Origin of the sequence: Glaciibacter sp. 2TAF33 (assembly GCF_052114945.1) — a bacterium.
Classification (GTDB): Bacteria; Actinomycetota; Actinomycetes; order Actinomycetales; family Microbacteriaceae; genus Cryobacterium.
The window spans coordinates 119,208-139,207 of sequence record NZ_JBFRFS010000002.1; the positions used below are offsets into that span (position 1 = coordinate 119,208).

Below are 20,000 nucleotides of genomic sequence, written 5' to 3' on the forward strand. Positions count from 1 at the left end.
GGCGCCCTGAGGCCATGATCGCGGACTCCAGCGACCGCGACCTTCGAGTGCTGGTCGCGCATCCGGGCGCAGACCTCTACGGGTCGGATCTGGTCATGCTCGAGAGCGTCTCCGGCTTCCGCCAGGCCGGAGCGCGGGTCAGCGTGACGCTGCCAACCACCGGGGCGCTGACTGCGAGACTGGAGGCATCCGGCGCAACGGTCCTTCTGTGCCCCGCCCCGGTGCTGCGGAAGAGCATTCTGAGGCCTGGCGGCGCTGTGCGGTTCGCTGTCGACGCTGCTCGCGGGCTTTTTCGGGGCATCCGCTTGATTCGAGCCGTCCGACCAGACGTCATCTACGTCAGCACTGTGACGCTTCCGCTCTGGCCCCTCCTCGCCAGGCTGACGGGGACTCCCGTCGTCGTGCATCTCCATGAGGCAGAGAGGTCGATGCCGCTCGTCGCGCGGCGGATGCTCGCGGCCCCGCTGCTGCTGGCGCACACCCTGGTTTCCAATAGCGACCACTGCATCGACGTGGTGTCCGAGGCGTTTCCGTCGCTGCGCCAGCGGGCGGTGGTGCTTCGCAACCCGATCTCCTGGCCGGAGCGACCAGCCATCTCACGCGCACGACTGAGCGACCCGTTCCGGGTCATCTATCTCGGTCGTGTCTCCGAGCGGAAGGGAGTCGATACTGCCGTGCGAGCAGTGGCAGCACTACGGTCGGCAGGTTGCCCCGCGACTCTCGATATCGTCGGATCGGTCTTCCCCGGCTACGAGAGCTACCTCGAATCGCTGCACACCCTCATCGACGACCTCGGGCTCGACGACGCGGTTCGGCTGCACGGTTACCAATCTGACGTGTGGAGCTGGCTTGGGGCAAGTGATGTGGTCGTCGTCCCATCGCGCGGCGAAGAAGGGTTCGGCGATACCGCAGTCGAGGGGATCCTCGCCGCACGCCCCATTATCGTCAGCGACTTCTCCGGCTTGCGGGAAGCGTCAGCCGGTTTCACCTCCGCGCAGCGGGTGCCGCCCGAGGACATTGTCGCCTGGACGGACGCGCTGAGGCGAGTGCACACGGAGTGGGCACACTTCAGACGCGTCGCAGCAACCGACACCCTCCTCGCCCGTGAGCGTCACAGCAAAGTGGCGTATCGCGCCGAGATTGTCCGAGTGCTACGACGAACTGTGTCGGCCGGCGCCTCGAGTCACATCGCGGATGCCGTGCAATTATCGAGCAACCCTCGCATCGGCGAGTAGTGTTGCGCACAACGAGGGGAAGATCACGTGGAACCGATTGACTATGCACGAGCGATTGGCCGCCGGTGGGTCGCCATCATGCTGCTCGCGTTGCTGTGTACCGGTGCCGCGAGCCTGTACCTGACGCTGCAGGCTCCGCTGTACAAGTCGACGGCGAGCGTTTTCGTCTCAAACCAAAGCGGCGACACGACGAACGAGTTGGTGCAGGGCGCGACCTTCACCCAGAATCTTGTCCAGTCATACGCGCAGTTGGCGACAACGCCGGCGGTGCTGAAGCCGGTCATCACCTCGCTCAACCTCGACACGACGAGCGCAGACCTGGCCAAGTCGGTCAGCGCCAGCACCGCCCTCAACACGGTGATCATCGATATCACCGTCGTCGATCCCTCCCCCGTCCAGGCGGCGAGGATTGCCGATGCCATCACTGCCTCGCTGTCAACCACGGTGCGAGCCCTCGCACCGAAGGGGCCGAACAGCACCTCCACCGTCACGATGTCGACCGTCTCGAATGCGGCCGTGCCGAAGTCCCCGTTCTCGCCCAACCCGCAGTTGACCCTGGGTGCGGGCCTCATTGCCGGACTGGCACTGGGTGTCATCTACGCCCTCGCCCGCGAGCTTCTTGACACTCGGGTGCACGGTGAGCGAGACCTTCTTCGCGTCTCGGATGTTCCCGTGCTCGGCAAGACCGCCCGCCGGCGCCGGCGCGGGGTGGGCGGGCTCGTGATGCGGTCGGATCCGCACAGCCCACGCGCTGAGGAGTACCGCCGGATTCGCGCGAACCTGGAGTTCATCGACGTGGACCGCAGGCCGCGCACCATCGTCATCACCTCGCCGTTGCCGAACGACGGCAAGTCCACGACCGCCATGAACCTTGCCTTCGCGCTGGCGGAGAACTCGTCGAGCGTGCTGCTGATCGATGCCGACCTGAGGCGTCCGTCGATAGCGGAGATGTGCGGCCTGGAAGGCGCTGTGGGCCTGACCACCGTTTTGGTCGGTGCGGTCGATCCGGATGATGCCATCACAGCGCTGTCCGACAGTCTTCACGTGCTCCCCTCAGGGATCACCCCGCCCAATCCCGGCCAGCTCCTCGGCTCGAAGGCGATGAAGGACCTCATCGCCAAGCTTGCCTCGGCGTACGAGTACATCGTGATTGACTCGCCACCGTTGCTGCCTGCTTCTGACACCCTGGGCCTGGCCCATGTCACTGACGGGACCCTGGTCGTGGTGAGGTACAAGTCCACCCGGCGCGCCCAGCTGGCCAACACGCTCGATGCCCTCAACGCCGTCAACGCGCGCGTACTCGGGATCGTCCTCAATCAGACGCCAGAGGGTCGTGAGTCCGCGTACTACACGGCTGCGCCTGTGCAGGCCGCGAGCCACGTCAACGAGGCGCGCACAGCGAAGCGCGGCGTGAGCGCCAGTCGACCCGCGCGTCCGCTACAGACCACCGTGGCTGACCCGGTCACCGAAAAGCCACGCATCGGCGCCTAGCCTCCCGTCGACCGCCGGCAGGTCGGCCAGAACGTCTTCGGCGCTCCGACCGGCCAGAAGCGCGTCAGCCAGCGCATCGGCCAACACCACTGCGGGAGAGCCCGGCGCGATCACGCCGTGCCCATGTTCGTCCAGCCACGTCGCAAGACCGGTCTCTGTCGTGGTCACGATGGCGCAGCCGTGCGCTAACCCCTCGACGATTGGGAGGCCCACTTGCTCGCGCCAGGCCGCGGTCGGTTGGGAGGGCAGGACCAGGACCGGGCTCTGCCGCAGCCGTCGGTGTATCTCGGCTCTCTCCGGGTCGATCAACAGTTCGATCGTCGTGTCGCGCGCGGCGGCGTCCAGCGCGTCGCGCTCCAATACGCCTTTCCCGAGGATTGTGAGCCGTGCGCCGGGAATCCGCTTACGCACTTCCGGCCACGCCTCCAGGACGAGTGGGAAGCCTTTGCGTTCGATCAGTCCCCCGACGAAAACGACGTGCGGTGAACGGGAGTCCGCGGCGTCCGGGCAGGAGCAGGGAGCGGGGAGCGCGGGTATCCGCGTCTGCACCAGGCGTGACGAGCGCGCGGGGAAGGCGTTGTCGTATGTCTCCTCTGCCGCCTCTGTGGCGAACACGAGGCGGTCGAGCTGATTCCAGATGAAGCGTGCCAGAACCTTCTTGCGCGCCATGCGTAATCGAGCGGGAATCGTCGGCGCGACGGGCCGCAGGAACGGATCAGCGTTCTCCATCGCGTAGCTGACAATACTGACCGGTCGGCGATCGAACGCGGACCGCGTGCGAAGACTCAGAATGGCGAGCGCTGCACCCTCCACGCTTGACAGCATCAGAGGTTCGTTGATCTCCAGGCGGGTGACTCGGGACGTCCACAACAACCACGCGGCCCGAATGGCCCCGGCTTGCCTCACATCCAGGTCTGTGGTGAATTCGTGGTGGAAGTCGTAGCGCGTCGACCGGTAGATGATCGTGGCGCGCGGCAGTTTCTGCGCCCTCTCGAGATACGCGGTGCGAAGGGATCGATAGAGCCTCGCCCTGTCCGCGGTGATCCGCCCCCTGGCCACGCCGGATCTCCGTGACCCGCGCGCGGTTCGCCCGTACTCGCTGTACACCGACCCGAATGAGCCGGCGATGATGCCCGCGCCGCGCGCGAGGGTTCGCAAACCGCGCGCCCGGTGCTGCACCTGCGCTGAGACACCGCCCCACGCGTACCGGGCCGCCCCGCCCGCGACGCGCACGGCGCCCTGCGCGAGACGGGTGACTCGCACCAGAACGCGTCGCCGGCCGCCGACCTCGGCGAGGTAGATCCTGCTCCAGGCGTTACCGATGCGAAAGACACGCCGAAGCACCCATTTCCGCGTCAGTCGGGCGGCTGGCACGATGTCGATGACGATTGCCTCATCGCACCACACCATGCGGCCGCCGCGCTGGCTCAGCTGCCGGGTGAAGAGGGAGTCCGATCCCCCGCTGAGACCGTATTCCTGGTCGAAGCGCGTGCCCAGTCTTCGCACCTGCGCAAGGTCGAGGAGCAGGTTGTTCGTCGCCGCGACGCTGACAACGGTGCCGGTGGGGAACCGGCGGCGCTCAAAGAACCCGCCGGCGCGGATCCACGGCCCTGGCTCGATTTCGTACCGCGACACCACCGGGCCGACGACAGCGGCGGGGCGGTCAACGGCGTAGGTGTCGAGCAGGTTCCCCAACCAGCCCGCGGTGGGACGCTCGTCGTCATCGATGAAGACGAGCAGGTCGTGCGACACGCCTTCGGCCAGGGCGCGGTTCCGTGCCGCCGCAATGCCGGGGGTGGATTCGTGAACGTATCGCACCGGTGCGCTCAGGCCGAATGCCTCCACCTGTTGCCGTGCGCTCCCGTCGGGATCGTTGTCGATGACCACGATATCCACCCGGCCGCTACAGCCGTCGACGTGGTCGATGAGCTCCGGCAGAAGCTCCTCCAGGTCAGCCGGCCGGCGGTACGTCAGCACCGCCACCATGATGAGAGGATCGCCCAGACTCTCCATACCCGCTCCTTCGCGACCTTCTCCGTCGTGCTCCCAGCGGTTAGCCGACCGGCTTGACCACCAGGTTGTCGAAGGTGGCGAACATCGGAACCACGGTGGCTGTTCCGCCCAGATACAGGGCGAGTCCGACTCCTCCTGCTGCCTGCATGGCGGCCGTCCCATCGGTGGCGCTGGCCAGCCAGGTTGTCGGTTCGGCGTCCGCCGGGCGCCACACCCGGGCCCGGATGGTCGTCGGGGCGGTCCCGGTCACCTGCACGCGGAGGTTCAACTGTTCTCCCGTGACGTAGGTGAATCCAGGCACCGTCACGGATGCGAGGCTGACGCCCCCGCGCATGACCTGCAGCGATGCTGAACCGTTGGGATTCACTCGCAGTCGTGCCCGGTAGTCGTCCGACCCGATCGTGCGTCCCAGCACTGAGACGTATGCGGCGCTTCCCGTCACCGGCTGTTGCAGCGCAAATGTGACCTGCGCATCGGTAGACGTCGACGATACGCCCGGGAGGGTCGCTGTCTCCATGGCGCCGGCGGTCGGCGACCTGAACGACGCCGTCCCGCCACTCACGGAATAGTTGTTCGCCGGGGTCGTCACCGACCAGGCTCCGCCGAGGTCGGCGGTGCCGAGACCGTTGCTGACCGTGCGCCCGAAGGCATCGCTGGCCAACAGTGGGTTCGCCGGCTGGTCCGGAACCACCACCTGCTTGGTGCTCGAGTTCGTCAGGCCTTGGTTGTCCGTCACGGTCAAGACCACCGCGTAGGTGCCCGCTGCGGCATAGGGATGGGTTGTGGTTGCACCTGTCGCCGTGCCGCCGTCACCGAAGTCCCAGGCCCATCCGGCGATGGTGCCGTCCGGGTCGGTGGAAGCCCGGCCGTCCACGGCCACCGACAGGGGTGACGCGGTCGCGGTGAAGGACGCCGTCGGAGGCTGGTTCGCCGGGGCCGCAGCCACGGCAACCGTCTGCGTGGCGGTGGTGGTAGCCCCGTCATTGTCAGTAACGGTCAACGAGACATCGTACGAGCCGGCGTTGGCGTATGTGTGTGAGGCGGTCCTGGTGTTGGCGGTCGCGCCGTCGCCGAAGTTCCATGCCCACCCTGTTATCGTCCCGTCAGGATCGCTCGAGGACGCCGCGTCGACGTCGGTCCGCAGGAATGTTTCGGTGTGGGTGAACGACGCCACCGGGGAAGCATTGTCTGCGACGACCACCTGCTGGGTGGTGACACCGGTGGCCGAGCGGTTGTCGGTCACGGTCAGCTTCACAGCATAGGTTCCCGCACGTGCGTAGATGTGCGATGCGGTCACCCCGCTTGCCGTCGTGCCATCGCCGAAGTCCCACGCCCAACCGGTTACCGATCCGTCGGAGTCGGATGAGGTTGAGGCGTCGACGCCCAGTGCGAGACGGTTGGCCGTCGTGACGAAGGCCGCCGTCGGCGGTACGTTCGCCGGAGCACCGTTGGTGCCGAGTGAGTAGTGGTTGGCTACCGCGGAAGCACTGAGCGCCTGCGGATACACGGCTACCTCATCGAGGGTGCCGGCGAAGTAGGGGCTGCTCGACCCCCAGGTCGTGTCGCCTCCGATCCGCCAGTATCCGGAGTAGGACTGGGCCGCCGTCTGCGGGTTGGTGCCGACCAGCGCGCCATCCACGTACAGCTTCATGCCGTCACCTGACTGGGTCGCCACCATGTGATGGGTTTGCCCGTCGTTGTAGGCGGCAGTGGAGGTGACGAGGTTCGTCTGACCGGTCCAGGTTCCGAAGACCAGCTTCCCGTCGTCCTGCATATAGACGTGGCGGTCGTAGTTGCTCGACAATCCCGACTGCTGGTTGCCGAAGCCGATCAGCTTTCCGCCCTGGTTGGTTGTGGTGGAGAACCACGCTTCGAGCGAGTAGGTGCGTGGATTGCTGAACTGAGCGTTGCTGCCGACCACACCGCCGTTGAACGTCGCTGCGGAATTACCGGTGCCGGACACGAGGCCCGGGGCGCCCTTGGACACTGCTCCGAAGTAGGTGCCGGCGTTGCCGGACGCTGACGCGTCGGCAGCAATGGATCCGGTTGATTCCCCCAGCCTCCAGTACAGGTCGGGCTCTGCGTTATACACCGCAGCACCGTAGCTGTCAGCTGGAACCGGCGGGATCGGAGAGGTGCGGCCCGACGCTCCATAGTGTGCGGCGACCTGGCGCGGGGTGAGGGGGCTGCTGTAGAGGGCGACTTCGTCGATGTCAGCGGCGATGAAATTGCTCGCCGGTTGGCCGCTCCATCCGTTGAGGTTGTCGCCGCCGACCCGCCAGTACCCCTGGTAGACCTGCCCGGTGGTCACGTCCGCGCGTTGCGCGACCCGTTTCCCGTCGATGTAGAGGGCCATGCCGCCGGCGCCGAGTGAGGCGACGACCTGGTGCCATGCGCCGTCGTTGTACGCCGTCGTCGAGTTGACGGTCTGCACCGAGCCCGGATAGACGCCGAACCAGATGCGTCCGCTGTTGTCCATGTAGACGTGCCGGTCGTACGAGTTCGAGGTCCCCGTCTGGCTGTTGCCGAACCCGATGATCTTGCCGCCGCGGGTTGTGGTCGTCTTGATCCAGGCTTCGACACTGAAGCTGTTGCTTCCATCTTCAGCGACGTTCGTCGTCGCGAACCCGGTTGAGCTCCCGTCGAACCGCGAGGCTGTTGCGGGGTCTCCGACCACGGCGCCAGGAACATTACGGGTCACACCCGAGTTCGTGGTCGCGTCGAAGCCCGATGTCCAGTCGAATGCCGTCGTCCCGCTGGGTTCACCGAACGGCCAGTATGAGCGAGGAGAGTCGGCGAGGACTGCCTTCGCGTAGTCGTTGAGGCTGCCCTCTTGCGCAATCGTCACGCTCGCCGGGTCGCCGGTACGGACATTCGCCTTGGGATCCGAGACGCGGAGGCGATAGGAGTATGTCTGCCCTGGTGTCAATCCTGTGTCCGTCCACCCCAGGTTGGGACGGAACCAGTCGGTCGAGTTCGCCTCGATCGTCTTCACCGAAACGCCGTCGCGAAGCACTTCGTAGGTCAGGTGCTCGTTGTCGCGGTCGTAGGCCGCTTTCCAGCTGAGTCGTGCAGTGCCGGCGATGAAGGACGCGACGGCAGGCACGAAGTCGGATGACACGAAGGACGTGTCCTTGACCCGCGGGCCTTCCTTGTTCGGGGCGATGTCCGGGGTCGCGAACCGCGACAGGCCCTGTTGTCCCTTGTTGTTCACGACCGTGAACTCGCCACCGTAAAGCACGTACTTGTCGTTGGCCGCGACGTTCCAGGGACCTTGGCCCTGTCCGGTGTATGTCCCGGTGTTGATGTCGGGATAGAAGGTCAGGAGGTTGGGTCGCGGTTGGCCAGCGAAGTTGTAATAACCGAGCGGATCGGCCGTGATGGTGCCGCCCACATCCATGCTGAACGTCAGCGTGCGGTGGTACGTCCACGGGTTCGCCTGGGGGAAGCCGCCGATGTTTCCGCAGTAGTGGGCGTGTTCGGTCGTGTACACGACATCGTTGACGGGCGCCACCGAATAGGTGTCTCCGTGGCAGTCTTCCATCCAGATCAGTGTGCCGTCATCCCAGCTGGCCCGGAATGTGCCTTCCAGGTTGCCACCGGACCCGAATACGTACCCGGTTCCGAATACGCCCTTGTCCGATCCGGCCAGGCTGAGGATCGCGGCTTGGGTGCCTCCGTTGCGGATCAGGCCGTTGACTTTCCACGGAAGCGACGCGCCGCTTGCGGCGTCTGTCGCCGCGAGTCCGTACCCGGGGTTGTTGCCGCCGTTGTACGCGGTGAAGCTTCCCCCGATCACGACCTTGCTTCCGTCCGGTGAGACCACCAGGGCGTTGACGGAACCGCCGGTGGGCTCACCGGCCCATGCTTGCAGTGCACCGTTCGATGTGGCGAACGCGGCGATCCCGTTGCGCGCCACCGTGCCGGCCGCCGAGAATATCCCACCGACGTACAGCGTGTTTCCGGTGACTCCGAGTGCATTCACGCGGGCGTTCAACGCCGGCGCCCAGGTGCTCACGAGCGCCCCGGTGGCCGTTGAGAAGGCGGCAACCCGGTACCTGGCTACCCCACCGACCGCGGTGAATGATCCTCCTGCGTAAATGCGGGAACCGTCAGGTGAGGCGACGAGCGCCCGCACCTGCGCGTTGACGTTCGGGTTGAACGAGGTGATGAGGGCCCCGGTGGTCAGGTTGTAGGCCAGGAGGTTGTTCCGAGGCGTCTGGTTCGTGCCCGCGGCTGCTCCCGCCGGCCTCGCCTGGGTGAATTCGCCGCCGACATAGACAGTGTTGCCGACGATGAGCTGGGCCCACACCACCCCGTTGATCTGCACGGTGGGCAGGGAATCGGCTGCCGCGGTGATCGGCGTCGCGGGATCGGGGGGTGCTGTATCGGCGCGTGCCGAGAGGGGCGAAATGGTTGTCAGAACCGCCGCCATCACGGCGATGACAGTGAAGATGGCGAGAATGCGCAGACGGGAGACAACGACAGCACCCATGGGAAGGCCTCATTTGATCATGACGATGCCCTTCGGGTGAGCACCGCACTGATGGTGAGTATACTGACGACTCCTCACCAATGGATGCGCCCCAAAGGGGGTACATCCTGAAGCCGGTGGTTTCGACCTAGCGAGGCGCGCGGCCCTCGAACACGACGATCGGAACCCCGACCGAATAGTCGACGGCGATCTTCACCTTGTCGCGTTCAGCCGCGGGCACCGCGAAGATCAAGACGGCGGTCGCTGAGGTGCCGGACGCCACTTCCGGCGGGAGGGGCACACCTCCGGGCTCTTGAAGATCGGTTGCCGGGTTCTGGTCGGCGCCGAAGTACAGGTTGACCACCGTCGATTCGAGCGAAACCGTCGCCGCCGTGTCGTTTCGGATCGTGAGGGCAAATCGCAACGCCGGTCCGGCCACCTCCCCCGGCCCTCGAGCCACGCCCTGTACCGCCTCGAGCGCGCTCAGCGAGAACACCAATCCGGTGACGGGTGCGACAGGCTTGGTGAAGGCGACCGGGGGCAGCTCGGGCGGGGGCGTCGGTTCGACAACCGGCTGCTCGGCGCCCGGTGCGGGAGTATGGTCCGGTGTCGCCGGCCCAGTGGGGGCGGGCGACCCCATGGGGGCGGGCGAGACGGCCGGGTTCTTATCGTTCGGGCTCGCGCTTCCCGTCGAGGAGTTCGTCGAGGCGGCGTTGTCCCGCGACGCCGCCAGGTTCGCGACCACCAGAGTCCCTGCGAGGAGCACCACGACGGTCGATATTCCAATCAGCCACAGTCGTTTGCGTCTGCGCTCCCGTGCTGGCACCTGCTGCTGTGCTGCCATCTCTGTCTCCGGACACTTGTGGCCGGTTCGCGTGCGACCCGGCGTGCTACCTCGTGCACCTATTTATGCACACGCGGCCCCCCTGCGCCAGCGGCACGCCAACACGCCGCCTGCGCGGCCCTATCCGGCGGATTTCACCAGGAGGTCATCAAAAGAGGCCGTCAGCGGAACAACGGTTGCCGAGCTTGAGAGGTAGAGCGACAGTCCGACGCCGCCCGCGGACTGCATGCCGGAGGTCGTGTCTGTCCCGGTGAGCTGCCACCCCGGCTCCGCCTGCCCGGTCTTCCACGCCTTGGCGCTGAGCGTGGTCGGAGATGTGCCCGACACTGTGAGGCGGAGGACCACCTGGTCACCCACGGCGGCGTTCAGTCCGGGAAGACTCACGCTCTTCAGCGACGTCCCGCCATGCATCAGCTGGAGCGAACTGGTTCCGTCCACGTTCAGCCGTACCCGGGCCCGATAGTCGTCGCTGCCGATTGCCCGGCCGAGCAGCGCGACGTAGACGCCGGCCCCGCTGGGACTCTGGCGCAGAGTGAAGGCGACCCGCGAGTCTGTGGACGTGGCGGCCACTGACCTCAAGTACGCAGTCTCCATCGCACCGGCGACGGACGACTGGAGTGCAGCCTCGCCACCGCCCACCGCGTAGCCCGATGCCGGCCCGGTCGTCGACCATGGTCCTCCGACGTCCGCCGTGCCGAGCCCATTCGAGACTGATCGCTCGAAGGCGTCGCGCGCAATGTCAGCCCCGGGTTGCGGGTCAGGCGGCGGAGCGGTCTGCGTGACGACCACGGACTTCTCCGTCATCGCACTCGCGCCGCTGTCGTTCCGGACCGTCAACGAGATCTTGTAGGTGCCTGGCGCTGCGTATTTGTGTGTCTGCGTCATCGCCGTGCCGGTCGCCCCGTCTCCGAAGGCCCACGAGTAGCTGGTGATGGCTCCCCCGCCGCCACTGGACGGTGAGCCGTCGACTGCGACGAAGAGCTGCGTTGCGGTGGCGTCAAACGCCGCCGTCGGTGAGGCCGCCTGCGTGGACCCCGAGATCCTCACACTCACCGCGTCCCCAGTTCGGGTGTTCCCGAACGGATCGGACACCTTGAGTTGGTAGCTGTACGTTGCGCCACCCTGCAAACCGCTGTCCGTCCAGGTGATGACCGGTCGCTTCCAGTCGACGGACAGGCCGGTCAGAGTTTTGACCGACACGCCGTTGCGCAGCACTTGATACGTGAGCAGCTCGTTGTCACGGTCGTAGTTCGACGTCCAGGTCAGTCGTGCTGTCCCGGAGCTCGGTGACGTGACCGTTGGCACGAAATCGGCGCCCTGCAGCCGTGGGCCCTCCTTGTTCGGCGCGATCGTCGACACGGCGAACCGCGTGAGGCCCTGTTGCTTCTTGTTGTTGACGATCGTGAATTCGCCGGCGTACAGCACGTACTGGGAGTTGGCTGTCACGTTCCAGGGGCCCTGCCCCTGCCCGGTGTAGGTTCCCGTGTTGATCTCCGGGTACCACGCCAGGAGTGTCGGCCGCGGGTTCCCCTCGAAGTTGGTGTAGTTTCCGGTCGTGTTGCGAGTGACCAGCCCGGTGGCGTTCATCGTGAAGGTGAGCGTGCGGTGGTAGGAGCGCGGGTTCGTTTCCCCGTACCCGCCGATGTTGCCGCAGAAGTGGGCGTGGGCGGTGGTGTAGACCACGTCATTCACCGGCACCGCCGAATAGGTGTCGCCGTGGCAGTCTTCGAGCCACAGCACCGAGCCGTCGCTCCAGCTGCTTCGGACGGTGCCCTCGAAGTTGGCCCCGGAACCGAAGTCATAGCCGGTGGCGAAGACACCGTTCGCGTCGGAGGTCAAACTGAGGATGGCCCCGTTCACGCCGGCGTTGCGGACGATGCTGTTGACCTTCCACGGTAGTGAGGCTCCCGTGGCCGCGGACGTGGCGGCCAGCCCGTAGCCGGGATTGGTTCCACCGTTGTATGACGTGAAACTGCCGCCGATGATGACCTTGCTGCCGTCCTGAGCCGCAGTGAGTGCGTTGACGTTGCCACCTGCGACATTGCCCTGCCAGGCCTGCAATGCGCCGGTCGAGGTCGAGAATGCGGCGATCTTGGTTCGAGTCTGGTTGGCAGCGGTCGTGAACACACCGCCCGCGTACAGCACTCCTCCCGCGACGTCCAGCGCCTTGACGTTGCCGTTGAGAACCGGCGCCCAGGAACTGATGAGGCCGCCGGTGGCGGCATCGAATGCAGCGATGCGGTAGCGAGTCACTCCGCCCACCGTCGTGAAGGATCCACCGACGAAGACGCGGGTCTTGTCGGAGGACACCGCGAGCGCGCGCACCGCTCCGTTCAGGTTCGGGTTGAAGGCCGTCATCACTCCGGTTGACAGGTTGTAGGCCATGAGGTTGTTCCTCGTGACCTCGTTGGAACCCGCGGCCGATCCGGACGGCCGCGCCCGGGTGAATTCGCCCCCCACATAGACGGTGTTGCCGACGATCAGCTGGGTCCACACGACGCCGTTGATCTGCGGCGCGGTCAGGGCATCCGCGGCAACCGTCTTCGGCGTTGACGCGTTGGGCGGAGCGGTGTCCGCCTGCGCGCCGGCCGCGCCGATGAGGAGGGCACTCACGACCACCACAGTCGCCAGCCCTGCAATGGACAGTCGGGACAGAATGGCCATGAGCGTCTCGGTTCATCGAGGGTCGCCCTCGGGTAGCGACCCGATAGTGCGATGTTAGTGACAGATCCTCACATCCGCTACCCTGCCAACCGCGCCGGTCTGCTCCTTCGAAGCCGCCACGACCAAAGCGGGCCCCTCGTGCGTGTGCACGAGGGGCCCGCATGGTGGTGCTGTTTTGCTACGCGCCCTTGCGGACGGTCAACGGCGTGTAGTCCGGGACGTACACGTTGCGCTGCAGGTCGATCTTCGTGCTGACCGGAGCGATGACGCCACAGCTGTCGAGCCGGGTGTCCCGTCCGAACTTGTTGTCCTTGATCACGACGCCCGCGATCGAGCCGAAGCTCTTCTCGGCGATGTTCACGGTGCACTTGCCGCCGTCGGCGAGGTTGTTGGTGAACGTGAAGTTCGACACCTTGCCGGTGTCCTGGGTGATCTGGACGGCCGAGTTGTATGCGCCGCTCAAGTTGTTGCCGTCGACACGGATGTTGCTGCCCTTTTGGATCTGGATCGAGTCATCGTGGCTCGGGGTGCCACCGTGGTTCGGGTCCTGGGAGTAGTGCAGGTTGTCGTGGATCCAGGAATCCAGGATCGCAACGTTGCCACCGGTGAGGTGAATGCCATCGATGACGCCGTGGATGTTCAGTCGCTCGGCGGTGAAGTTGTAGCCGTAGATGCCCATCGCGTAGGGCGATGCGACGGACGGGAACAGCTCAGTGTCGACGACCTTGAGGCCGGTCTGGCCGCCCAGGTTGTTGATCAGCGGTGCAGTGGCGGACAGCGACTTTCCACGAACGATGGAGTTCTTGATTGTCACGTTCGGGGCGTTGACCTTGATCAGCCCGCGCACGTCGAGCCCGTCGATGACGGTGCCAGGGGTGGTGACGTTGATGTCGCCGTTGTGTACCGTGAGCCGGGTTCCGGCCGGCACTCCGGTGGTGCTGCCGCTGGGCGTTCCACCAGTGGAGGGAGCAGGAGCGGGGGCCGGTGCGGGTGCGGGGGCTGGTGCGGGCGCCGGGGCAGGAGCAGGTGCGGGCGCGGGTGCGGGTGCGGGAGCCGGGGCCGCAGGCTGGTTTCCAGCGATGTCAACCAGGGTGATGGTCAGGTAGACCGTCGCCTGGCTGCTGACCAGGGTGAGTTTTCCGTCGGCGTTCGCCGGAACCTGAAGAGTGACCGTGGCCGTGGTCTTCGTTCCTTCAGTCGCGGTCAGGACATGGGTCTTGGTGCGGTTCCCGTCAAGCGACGCGGTGAGGTCGGTGTTCCGCCATGCGCCCTTGCCTACGAATTTGACCGTTACGGCGCCGACACCGGCCGGCACTGAGCCGAAGTCGAGGACCTGGGGGCCCTTGCCACTCGGCGGCACCTTGGTGTCGAGCGACTGCCCGATGAGCGCGAGAGCGGACGGTGAGATTGCCGACGTGGCATGTGCTGCCGGCGTTGCGGCCTGTGCGGGCATCGCAGCAAGGCCGGTGAAACCCAGGGCGCAAATTGCTGCAGCGGATGCGAGCGATAGAACGTGGGACCTCTTGGAACGAAGTCGCGGTTTTGTGGAGTTGAGTTGTGAATCTGCGGTCAGTGTGGCGCGAAGGTTTCTATTCGTCATATCTAGTTTCGTATTGAGCACGTTCGGGAATGCATGAAGCGGCAATAGGGGGCCGCCGATCGTTATAAATTGTTACCTAACCATCGGGACAGGTCAAATCCACACATGGTATTCGGAGCTTCGCCGGCAACGACGCGGTGTTTCTGCGGGCAAAAAGCCGGATGCTCTTGCGCTCGACCGTGAAGTTTTGGAAAGCTAGCATTTCTCAGCACTTCCTAACTCAGTACCTCCTAACCCGAATACTGTGGGCGCGTTGCCCACAGCAGGGAGAATTCGAGTACATCGTGGCGAACGATCGATCCGACAGGTCCGAACGCATCGGCACGATGCGAGTCGGCTACGCCGCAGGCGGCTTCGACCTTTTTCATATCGGCCACCTGAACATCCTGAAGCACGCCAAGAGCCAGTGCGACTACCTGATCGCCGGCGTCGTTTCTGACGAACTGCTCCTGCGGACCAAAGGATCCAGCCCGGTCGTTCCGCTCGCTGAGCGACTCGACATCGTGCGGCATATCTCCTTCGTGGACGAAGCCGTCGCCGAAGTTCTCCCCGACAAGCTCGACACGTGGCGGGAGTTGCGCTTCGACGTGTTCTTCAAGGGGGACGACTGGAAGGGGACGGAGCGAGGGATGCGGCTGGAACGAGAGTTCGCGGCTGTCGGAGTGGAAGTGGTGTATTTCCCGTATACGGTCAGCACCTCCAGCACCTTGCTGCGCCGGGCACTCGACCGGCTGAGTTCGACGACGGCGGACCCGGCATGGCGCGACAACGTCCCGCTCGACGAGGTCGCAGGGGCAGCTAGCTCAGTCGGCTGAGCCGGCGCTGGCCCAGGGCGCTCCTCCCGGACGGCGGGTTACTGCCCAGTGCGTCACTGCCGAGTACGTGATTGCCCAGTGCGTGACTGCCCGGCGAGCGGCCCGACGACCATGGCTCCAGATGAATCATGGCCAGGCCAAGCAGAAGAATCAGCGCTCGCGCGTTGCTGTAGATGGGCCCGAAGAACATGGCCCAGAGGATCGTGACGGCGAGGAACAACAGCACGGCGCTCGCCGTATTGCTGGTGACGGAGACGCCGATCCCCCGCAAGAGCAGAAACAGGATGACGCCGGCCAACACGAGTCCGGCTATGCCGAAGTGCACCCAGAGGTCCCCGATGATGGAATGGAGTTCAACGTGGTTGCCGAACATGAAGTTCTCCACGTACCCATTGTTCGGGTCGTACTGGAACGCCGCCATACCGGACTTCGCGGCCAGGACATCCGCTGGATTGAGCAGGGTCCCCGCCCCGAACCCGGTGGGCTGACGCTGCATGAGCGCGAGGGTCGCCAGCAACTCCGGTCGCCCGCCGAGAATCAGCGAGCCGGACAGATCCAGCTGGGCCAGCGTGCGGTCCCGCGTCGCTTCGCCGAAAACGCCCTCGAGGATGGCTGCCTGGCCGAAATTGTAGACGGCCACTGCCAGCAGACCCAGCGCGACGACGACCCGGACGGCCGACTTCGTGCGGGTGGGGCGCACCGGCCGCAGCTGCCAGGCGACCAGGATCACCGTCAGGAGCAGGATCGCGAAGGACGACCTGGCGTCAGTGAGGGTGGACAGGATCGTCAGGCCCAGTGCGGCCACGAGCTCCAGCCACCGCTGCCCGCTGCGTTGCGCGAGCGCAAGCACCGTGATCGTGATCGCGAAGGAGTAGCCGAACCGCCACGGGTTCAGATAGAAGAGCTCATTCGACGGCGTGACTCCGGCCAGCAGCCCGACTCCGAACCAAATCGCGACCCACTGGTCTGAGATGATCCGCCTGGCCCACAGCACAACACCGACCGAGCAGAGGATCCCGCCCAGGCCAACCGTCATACTCGCGGTCTGGCCGAGGCTGACGGCGTGTGTCGACTTCGCCACTTCGGTGAGCCACAAGCCGGAACCGAGCGCGATGAAACCGACGACGAAGAGGGTGCGGGCTCCGCTGTATTCGCGTATGACCGGAAACCAGACCGGGATGAGAATGACCGCGACCGCGTACCCGACGCTGAGGCCCTGCGAGAGGTCGATGCGCATGGCGATCAGGGCAAGAGCCAGCGCAGCCAGCACCTTGCTCGACATCCGGCGGGATGGCGTCCACCGGCGCGAACCCGCCCCGGTGCGCTGGGACGACACCGGAGACCTGCCCAGCACCGGCCCCCGCCCTGCGTGTACTTGTGATGTCACCCTCGCCGCCGCACTGGTCCACGCGGGCGGCAGCTCGGGTACTGCCGCGCTTCGTGCGGTGCCATGGCTCATACGATAGGGCCGAACCGCCACCTTCAACAAGGGGAGCGCAGGTGCCACCTGGCCGCCATTCCCCTCGCCGATGCGGTCGCCTCCGCAGCCCGAGTAGAGTATCGATCCACAACCTGAACTCAGAGCCAACGAAAGTGGATGGCCGTGTCACATCGAGTTGCGCCCCACCCCAGTCATCCACTCTGCCATCCAACGCGCGACGATCGAGGCAGTCGTGGCGAGTAGATCGGGGGCCCTCGTCACGACGGGCTCGGTGTCGCGCAATATGACCATTGCGCTGGTCGGCAACGCCTTCCCCGCGGTGGTCGCGCTCTTTTCCGGTCCGATCCTCGCCCAGGCCCTCGGGGTCACCGGACGAGGCGACGTCGCCGCGGCAACGGCGCCGCTCACCCTCGTGGTCACGGTCGCGACGTTCGGCGTGCCGGAGGCCGTCACCTGGGTGATCGCCCGGTTCCCGCACCTCGCCCGGAATGTGGCCGGCCGGGGAATCCTGATTCTCGCCCTCGCCGGCGCACTCGCCATGGGCGCTGTGGCTCTCGTCCCCGGGTGGCTCAGCGGCGGCAGGCCTGAGGTGCAGCAGCTGATCTTCATCGCGTCGCTGGCCATCATCCCCAACCTGCTGGTCGGAATACTCCGGGGCGTGGCGTCCGCGACACAGCGCTGGCGTCTGGTGACAACGGAGCGAATGTTGACCTCCTCGCTGCGGCTCCTGGTGCTGATCCCGTTCTGGCTGACCGGGACGTTGACACCGCTCGTCGCCACCATTGCGGTGGCGGCGATGCCCGTCGTCGGCGCTTTCGTCTACATCGGCCGCATGCGCAGCCTCGAACCCCGGTCACGGGAAGTCCCGCCGGTGGCCAGGGTAGGCGGCCTGCTCAGCTACGGGAGCAGGATCTGGATCGGATCGCTCTCCGGAATCCTGTTGTCCCGTGTCGACCAGGTGCTCATGACGCCGCTGGCTGGAACATACGAGCTGGGCCTCTACGTAGTCGCCGTCAGCGTCAGCGAGCTGCCCCTGATCATTCACATCGCGGTACGGGACGTCACCTTCGTCACCGATGCGGCGGATTCCGTCGACGACCGGCTGGCGGCGTCCGCGCGGATATCCACGTTCCTCTGCGGGCTGGCGGCGATGTTCCTCGGTGTGACGATGCTGTGGTGGCTGCCATTCCTTTTCGGGGACGGGTTCCGGCGGTCAATCCCCGTCGCGGCCGTGCTCCTCCTTGCCGTTGTGCTCAACACTCCGGGTTCCATCGCAGGCTCAGGCCTCAGCGCTCGCGGCCGGCCGGGCCTGCGCAGTTCCTCGCTCACGGTCGCCTGCGTCACTAACATCGGGTTGATCGTGCTTCTCTGCCCGCTGATGGGGGCGATGGGAGCGGCGCTCGCCACGCTCACCGGCAGCATCATCGCCAGTAACCTGAACCTCTTCTTCCTCCGGCGCATCTTTGGTATCAGCCCACTGCGGTTCTACGGGATCCGCCGGTCGGACCTGGCCACCCTGGCCCGGTACGCACGCCGCCTGCTGCGACGCTCCTGAACGGGCTACAGTTTGTTGTCGGCGGGCGCGAAGGTGTCGCAGGATTCCGCGCCCCGGTCGTACCCGGTCTGGAACCAGCGCTGACGCTGTTCGCTGGAACCGTGCGTCCAGCCTTCCGGGCTCACCCGGCCTTGGGTTGCTTCCTGGATCCGGTCATCGCCCACAGCGGATGCCGCACTCAGGGCGTCAGCGATCTGCGCGGGGGTGATCGGTTCGAGGAACGGAACCCCGCTCGCGTCGGTGGTCTGTGACGCGCCGGCTGCCCACGCGCCGGCGAAGCAGTCGGCCTGCAGTTCGGTGCGCACCGAGTTGGAACCCGCGCCGGTCTGGCCGTCCTGGGTCTTCTCCAACGTGCCGGAGAGGTTCTGGATGTGGTGTCCCCACTCGTGCGCGACCACATACATCTCGGCCAGCGGTCCGCCGGACGACCCGAACTGCGAGCGCAGCTGGCCGTAGAACGCGGTGTCGATGTAGATGGTCGCGTCTGGCGGGCAGTAGAACGGCCCGGTGGCGCTCGACGCGGTCCCGCAGCCGGTGCCGGTGCTGTCGGTGAAGAGCACGGTGGGCTGCGGCGACTGGTACTGGCCACCGAGTTTCGGGTACTCGCCGGCCCAGAAGGTGTCGAGGGAGGCGACAGCCCCCTTGACGAGGCATTCGACGTTCGCATTGGCGTCAGCTCCGGTCTGGCAGCTTTCGAGGCTGCTGCCCGCGGTGTCCTGCGACGCGGGCTGGCCTCCCCCGGCGAGGCCGGTGAGGTCGACGCCCAGGAGCTGGGACACCACGAACAGGACGATCACGCCCAGGCCGCCGCCGCCCACGGCGATCCCGGTGTTCCGGCCCCGCTTGCTGACTTTGCCGCCGCCGATGTTGGAGTTGTCGTTGAACGTCATGTCTGAAAACTACCCCGCGAATCGGTCGGTGGCCTCGATCAGGGCGTCGAGGTTCCCGGGTTCGTCAAACGCGTGCCCCGCGTCGGGAATCATCCGGAAGTCGGCCTCCGGCCAGGCCTGGTGCAGCTCCCAGGCGGTGAACGGCGGCGTGCACATGTCGTAACGCCCCTGCACGATCACGCCGGGGATCCCGGCGAGCACACTAGCGCCGCGAATCAGCTGGTCGGGCTCCAACCAGCCCCGGTTGGTGAAGAAGTGGTTCTCGATCCGGGCGAAGGCCACCGCATACGACGGTTCGGTGAACCGGGCGATGGTCTCCGGTTGTTGCAGCAGCGTGATCGTCGACGATTCCCAGGTCGACCAGGCGATGCCGGCACGTTCCCGGACCGACCGGTCCGGGTCGTGCAGCAGCCGGCCGTACGCGGCGATGAGGTGGCCGCGCTCATCCTCGGGAACGGGGGCGATGAACTGTTCCCACAGGTCAGGGTAGATCGCGGCGGCGCCGCCCTCGTAGAACCAGTCCAGTTCCACCGGTCGCAGCGTGAAAATGCCGCGCAGGATGAGCTCGGTCACCCGGTCGGTGTGGGCCTGGGCGTAGGCGAGGGCGAGGGTGCTGCCCCACGAGCCGCCGAACACCTGCCAGCGGTCGATGCCGAGGTGCTCACGCAGTTTCTCGATGTCGTCGACGAGGTGCCAGGTGGTGTTGACGCTGAGGTCGGCATCCGCTTCGCTGGCGTGCGGGGTGCTTCTTCCGCAGCCCCGCTGGTCGAACAGGATGATGCGGTACTTCTCCGGGTTGAACACCCGGCGTTGGTTCGGAGCGGATGCCCCGCCGGGGCCGCCGTGCAGGTAAACCGCCGGCTTGCCGTCCGGGTTGCCGGATGCCTCCCAATAGATGACCTGGCCGTCACCGACTTCGAGCATGCCGGTTTCGTACGGTTCGATTTCGGGATAGAACTGGCGCATCCGTCGAGCCTA

Annotated in this window: 12 protein-coding genes; 4 read left to right on the top strand and 8 right to left on the bottom strand. The window is 66.1% G+C overall.

Annotated features, from left to right (window positions below):
* Window positions 1-14 precede the first annotated feature (14 nt).
* Together AB4Y94_RS02205 and AB4Y94_RS02210 are read left to right on the top strand one after the other, a co-directional pair.
* Complete coding sequence (locus AB4Y94_RS02205) at window positions 15-1,235, top strand: glycosyltransferase (protein WP_441724290.1); 1,221 nt, start codon at window positions 15-17, stop codon at window positions 1,233-1,235.
* A gap of 27 nt (window positions 1,236-1,262) precedes the next feature.
* Window positions 1,263-2,726, top strand: a complete 1,464-nt coding sequence (locus AB4Y94_RS02210) for a polysaccharide biosynthesis tyrosine autokinase (RefSeq protein ID WP_441724292.1) — start codon at window positions 1,263-1,265, stop codon at window positions 2,724-2,726.
* On the opposite strand, the gene AB4Y94_RS02215 is transcribed toward AB4Y94_RS02210, so the two are convergent.
* The 5 genes from AB4Y94_RS02215 to AB4Y94_RS02235 form a co-directional block, all read right to left on the bottom strand.
* Window positions 2,673-4,739 carry a glycosyltransferase gene (locus AB4Y94_RS02215; RefSeq protein ID WP_441724294.1) on the bottom strand — a complete coding sequence of 689 codons (2,067 nt, stop codon included), beginning with the start codon at window positions 4,737-4,739 and terminating at the stop codon, window positions 2,673-2,675. The genes AB4Y94_RS02210 and AB4Y94_RS02215 overlap by 54 nt on opposite strands.
* Before the next feature lie 40 nt (window positions 4,740-4,779).
* On the bottom strand, window positions 4,780-9,234 hold the full coding sequence (locus AB4Y94_RS02220) for a PKD domain-containing protein (RefSeq protein ID WP_441724296.1): 4,455 nt from the start codon (window positions 9,232-9,234) through the stop codon (window positions 4,780-4,782).
* A gap of 127 nt (window positions 9,235-9,361) precedes the next feature.
* Window positions 9,362-10,057 (bottom strand): hypothetical protein, encoded by a 696-nt coding sequence (locus AB4Y94_RS02225; RefSeq protein WP_441724298.1) that lies wholly within the window; start codon window positions 10,055-10,057, stop codon window positions 9,362-9,364.
* Between the two features lie 120 nt (window positions 10,058-10,177).
* The gene (locus AB4Y94_RS02230; protein ID WP_441724299.1) at window positions 10,178-12,721 is read right to left on the bottom strand and encodes a PKD domain-containing protein; all 2,544 of its coding nucleotides are present in this window, start codon (window positions 12,719-12,721) and stop codon (window positions 10,178-10,180) included.
* A gap of 178 nt (window positions 12,722-12,899) precedes the next feature.
* The gene (locus AB4Y94_RS02235; protein WP_441724301.1) at window positions 12,900-14,174 is read right to left on the bottom strand and encodes a hypothetical protein; all 1,275 of its coding nucleotides are present in this window, start codon (window positions 14,172-14,174) and stop codon (window positions 12,900-12,902) included.
* A 473-nt stretch (window positions 14,175-14,647) separates the two neighbouring features.
* On the opposite strand from AB4Y94_RS02235, the gene AB4Y94_RS02240 reads away from it, so the two are divergent.
* Window positions 14,648-15,136, top strand: a complete 489-nt coding sequence (locus tag AB4Y94_RS02240; protein ID WP_441724603.1) for an adenylyltransferase/cytidyltransferase family protein — start codon at window positions 14,648-14,650, stop codon at window positions 15,134-15,136.
* On the opposite strand, the gene AB4Y94_RS02245 is transcribed toward AB4Y94_RS02240, so the two are convergent.
* Window positions 15,120-16,490 carry an O-antigen ligase family protein gene (locus AB4Y94_RS02245; RefSeq protein WP_441724302.1) on the bottom strand — a complete coding sequence of 457 codons (1,371 nt, stop codon included), beginning with the start codon at window positions 16,488-16,490 and terminating at the stop codon, window positions 15,120-15,122. The genes AB4Y94_RS02240 and AB4Y94_RS02245 overlap by 17 nt on opposite strands.
* A 319-nt stretch (window positions 16,491-16,809) precedes the next feature.
* Here AB4Y94_RS02245 and AB4Y94_RS02250 point away from each other — a divergent pair, with 319 nt between their 5' ends.
* Window positions 16,810-18,132, top strand: a complete 1,323-nt coding sequence (locus AB4Y94_RS02250; RefSeq protein ID WP_441724304.1) for an oligosaccharide flippase family protein — start codon at window positions 16,810-16,812, stop codon at window positions 18,130-18,132.
* Window positions 18,133-18,137: 5 nt separating this feature from the next.
* Here AB4Y94_RS02250 and ypfJ read toward each other — a convergent pair whose 3' ends face one another.
* Window positions 18,138-19,022 (bottom strand): KPN_02809 family neutral zinc metallopeptidase, encoded by an 885-nt coding sequence (gene ypfJ, locus AB4Y94_RS02255; RefSeq protein ID WP_441724306.1) that lies wholly within the window; start codon window positions 19,020-19,022, stop codon window positions 18,138-18,140.
* Window positions 19,023-19,031: 9 nt separating this feature from the next.
* Window positions 19,032-19,988: a prolyl aminopeptidase gene (gene pip / locus AB4Y94_RS02260; protein ID WP_441724308.1), complete on the bottom strand. Its 957-nt coding sequence runs from the start codon at window positions 19,986-19,988 to the stop codon at window positions 19,032-19,034.
* Window positions 19,989-20,000: the final 12 nt, after the last annotated feature.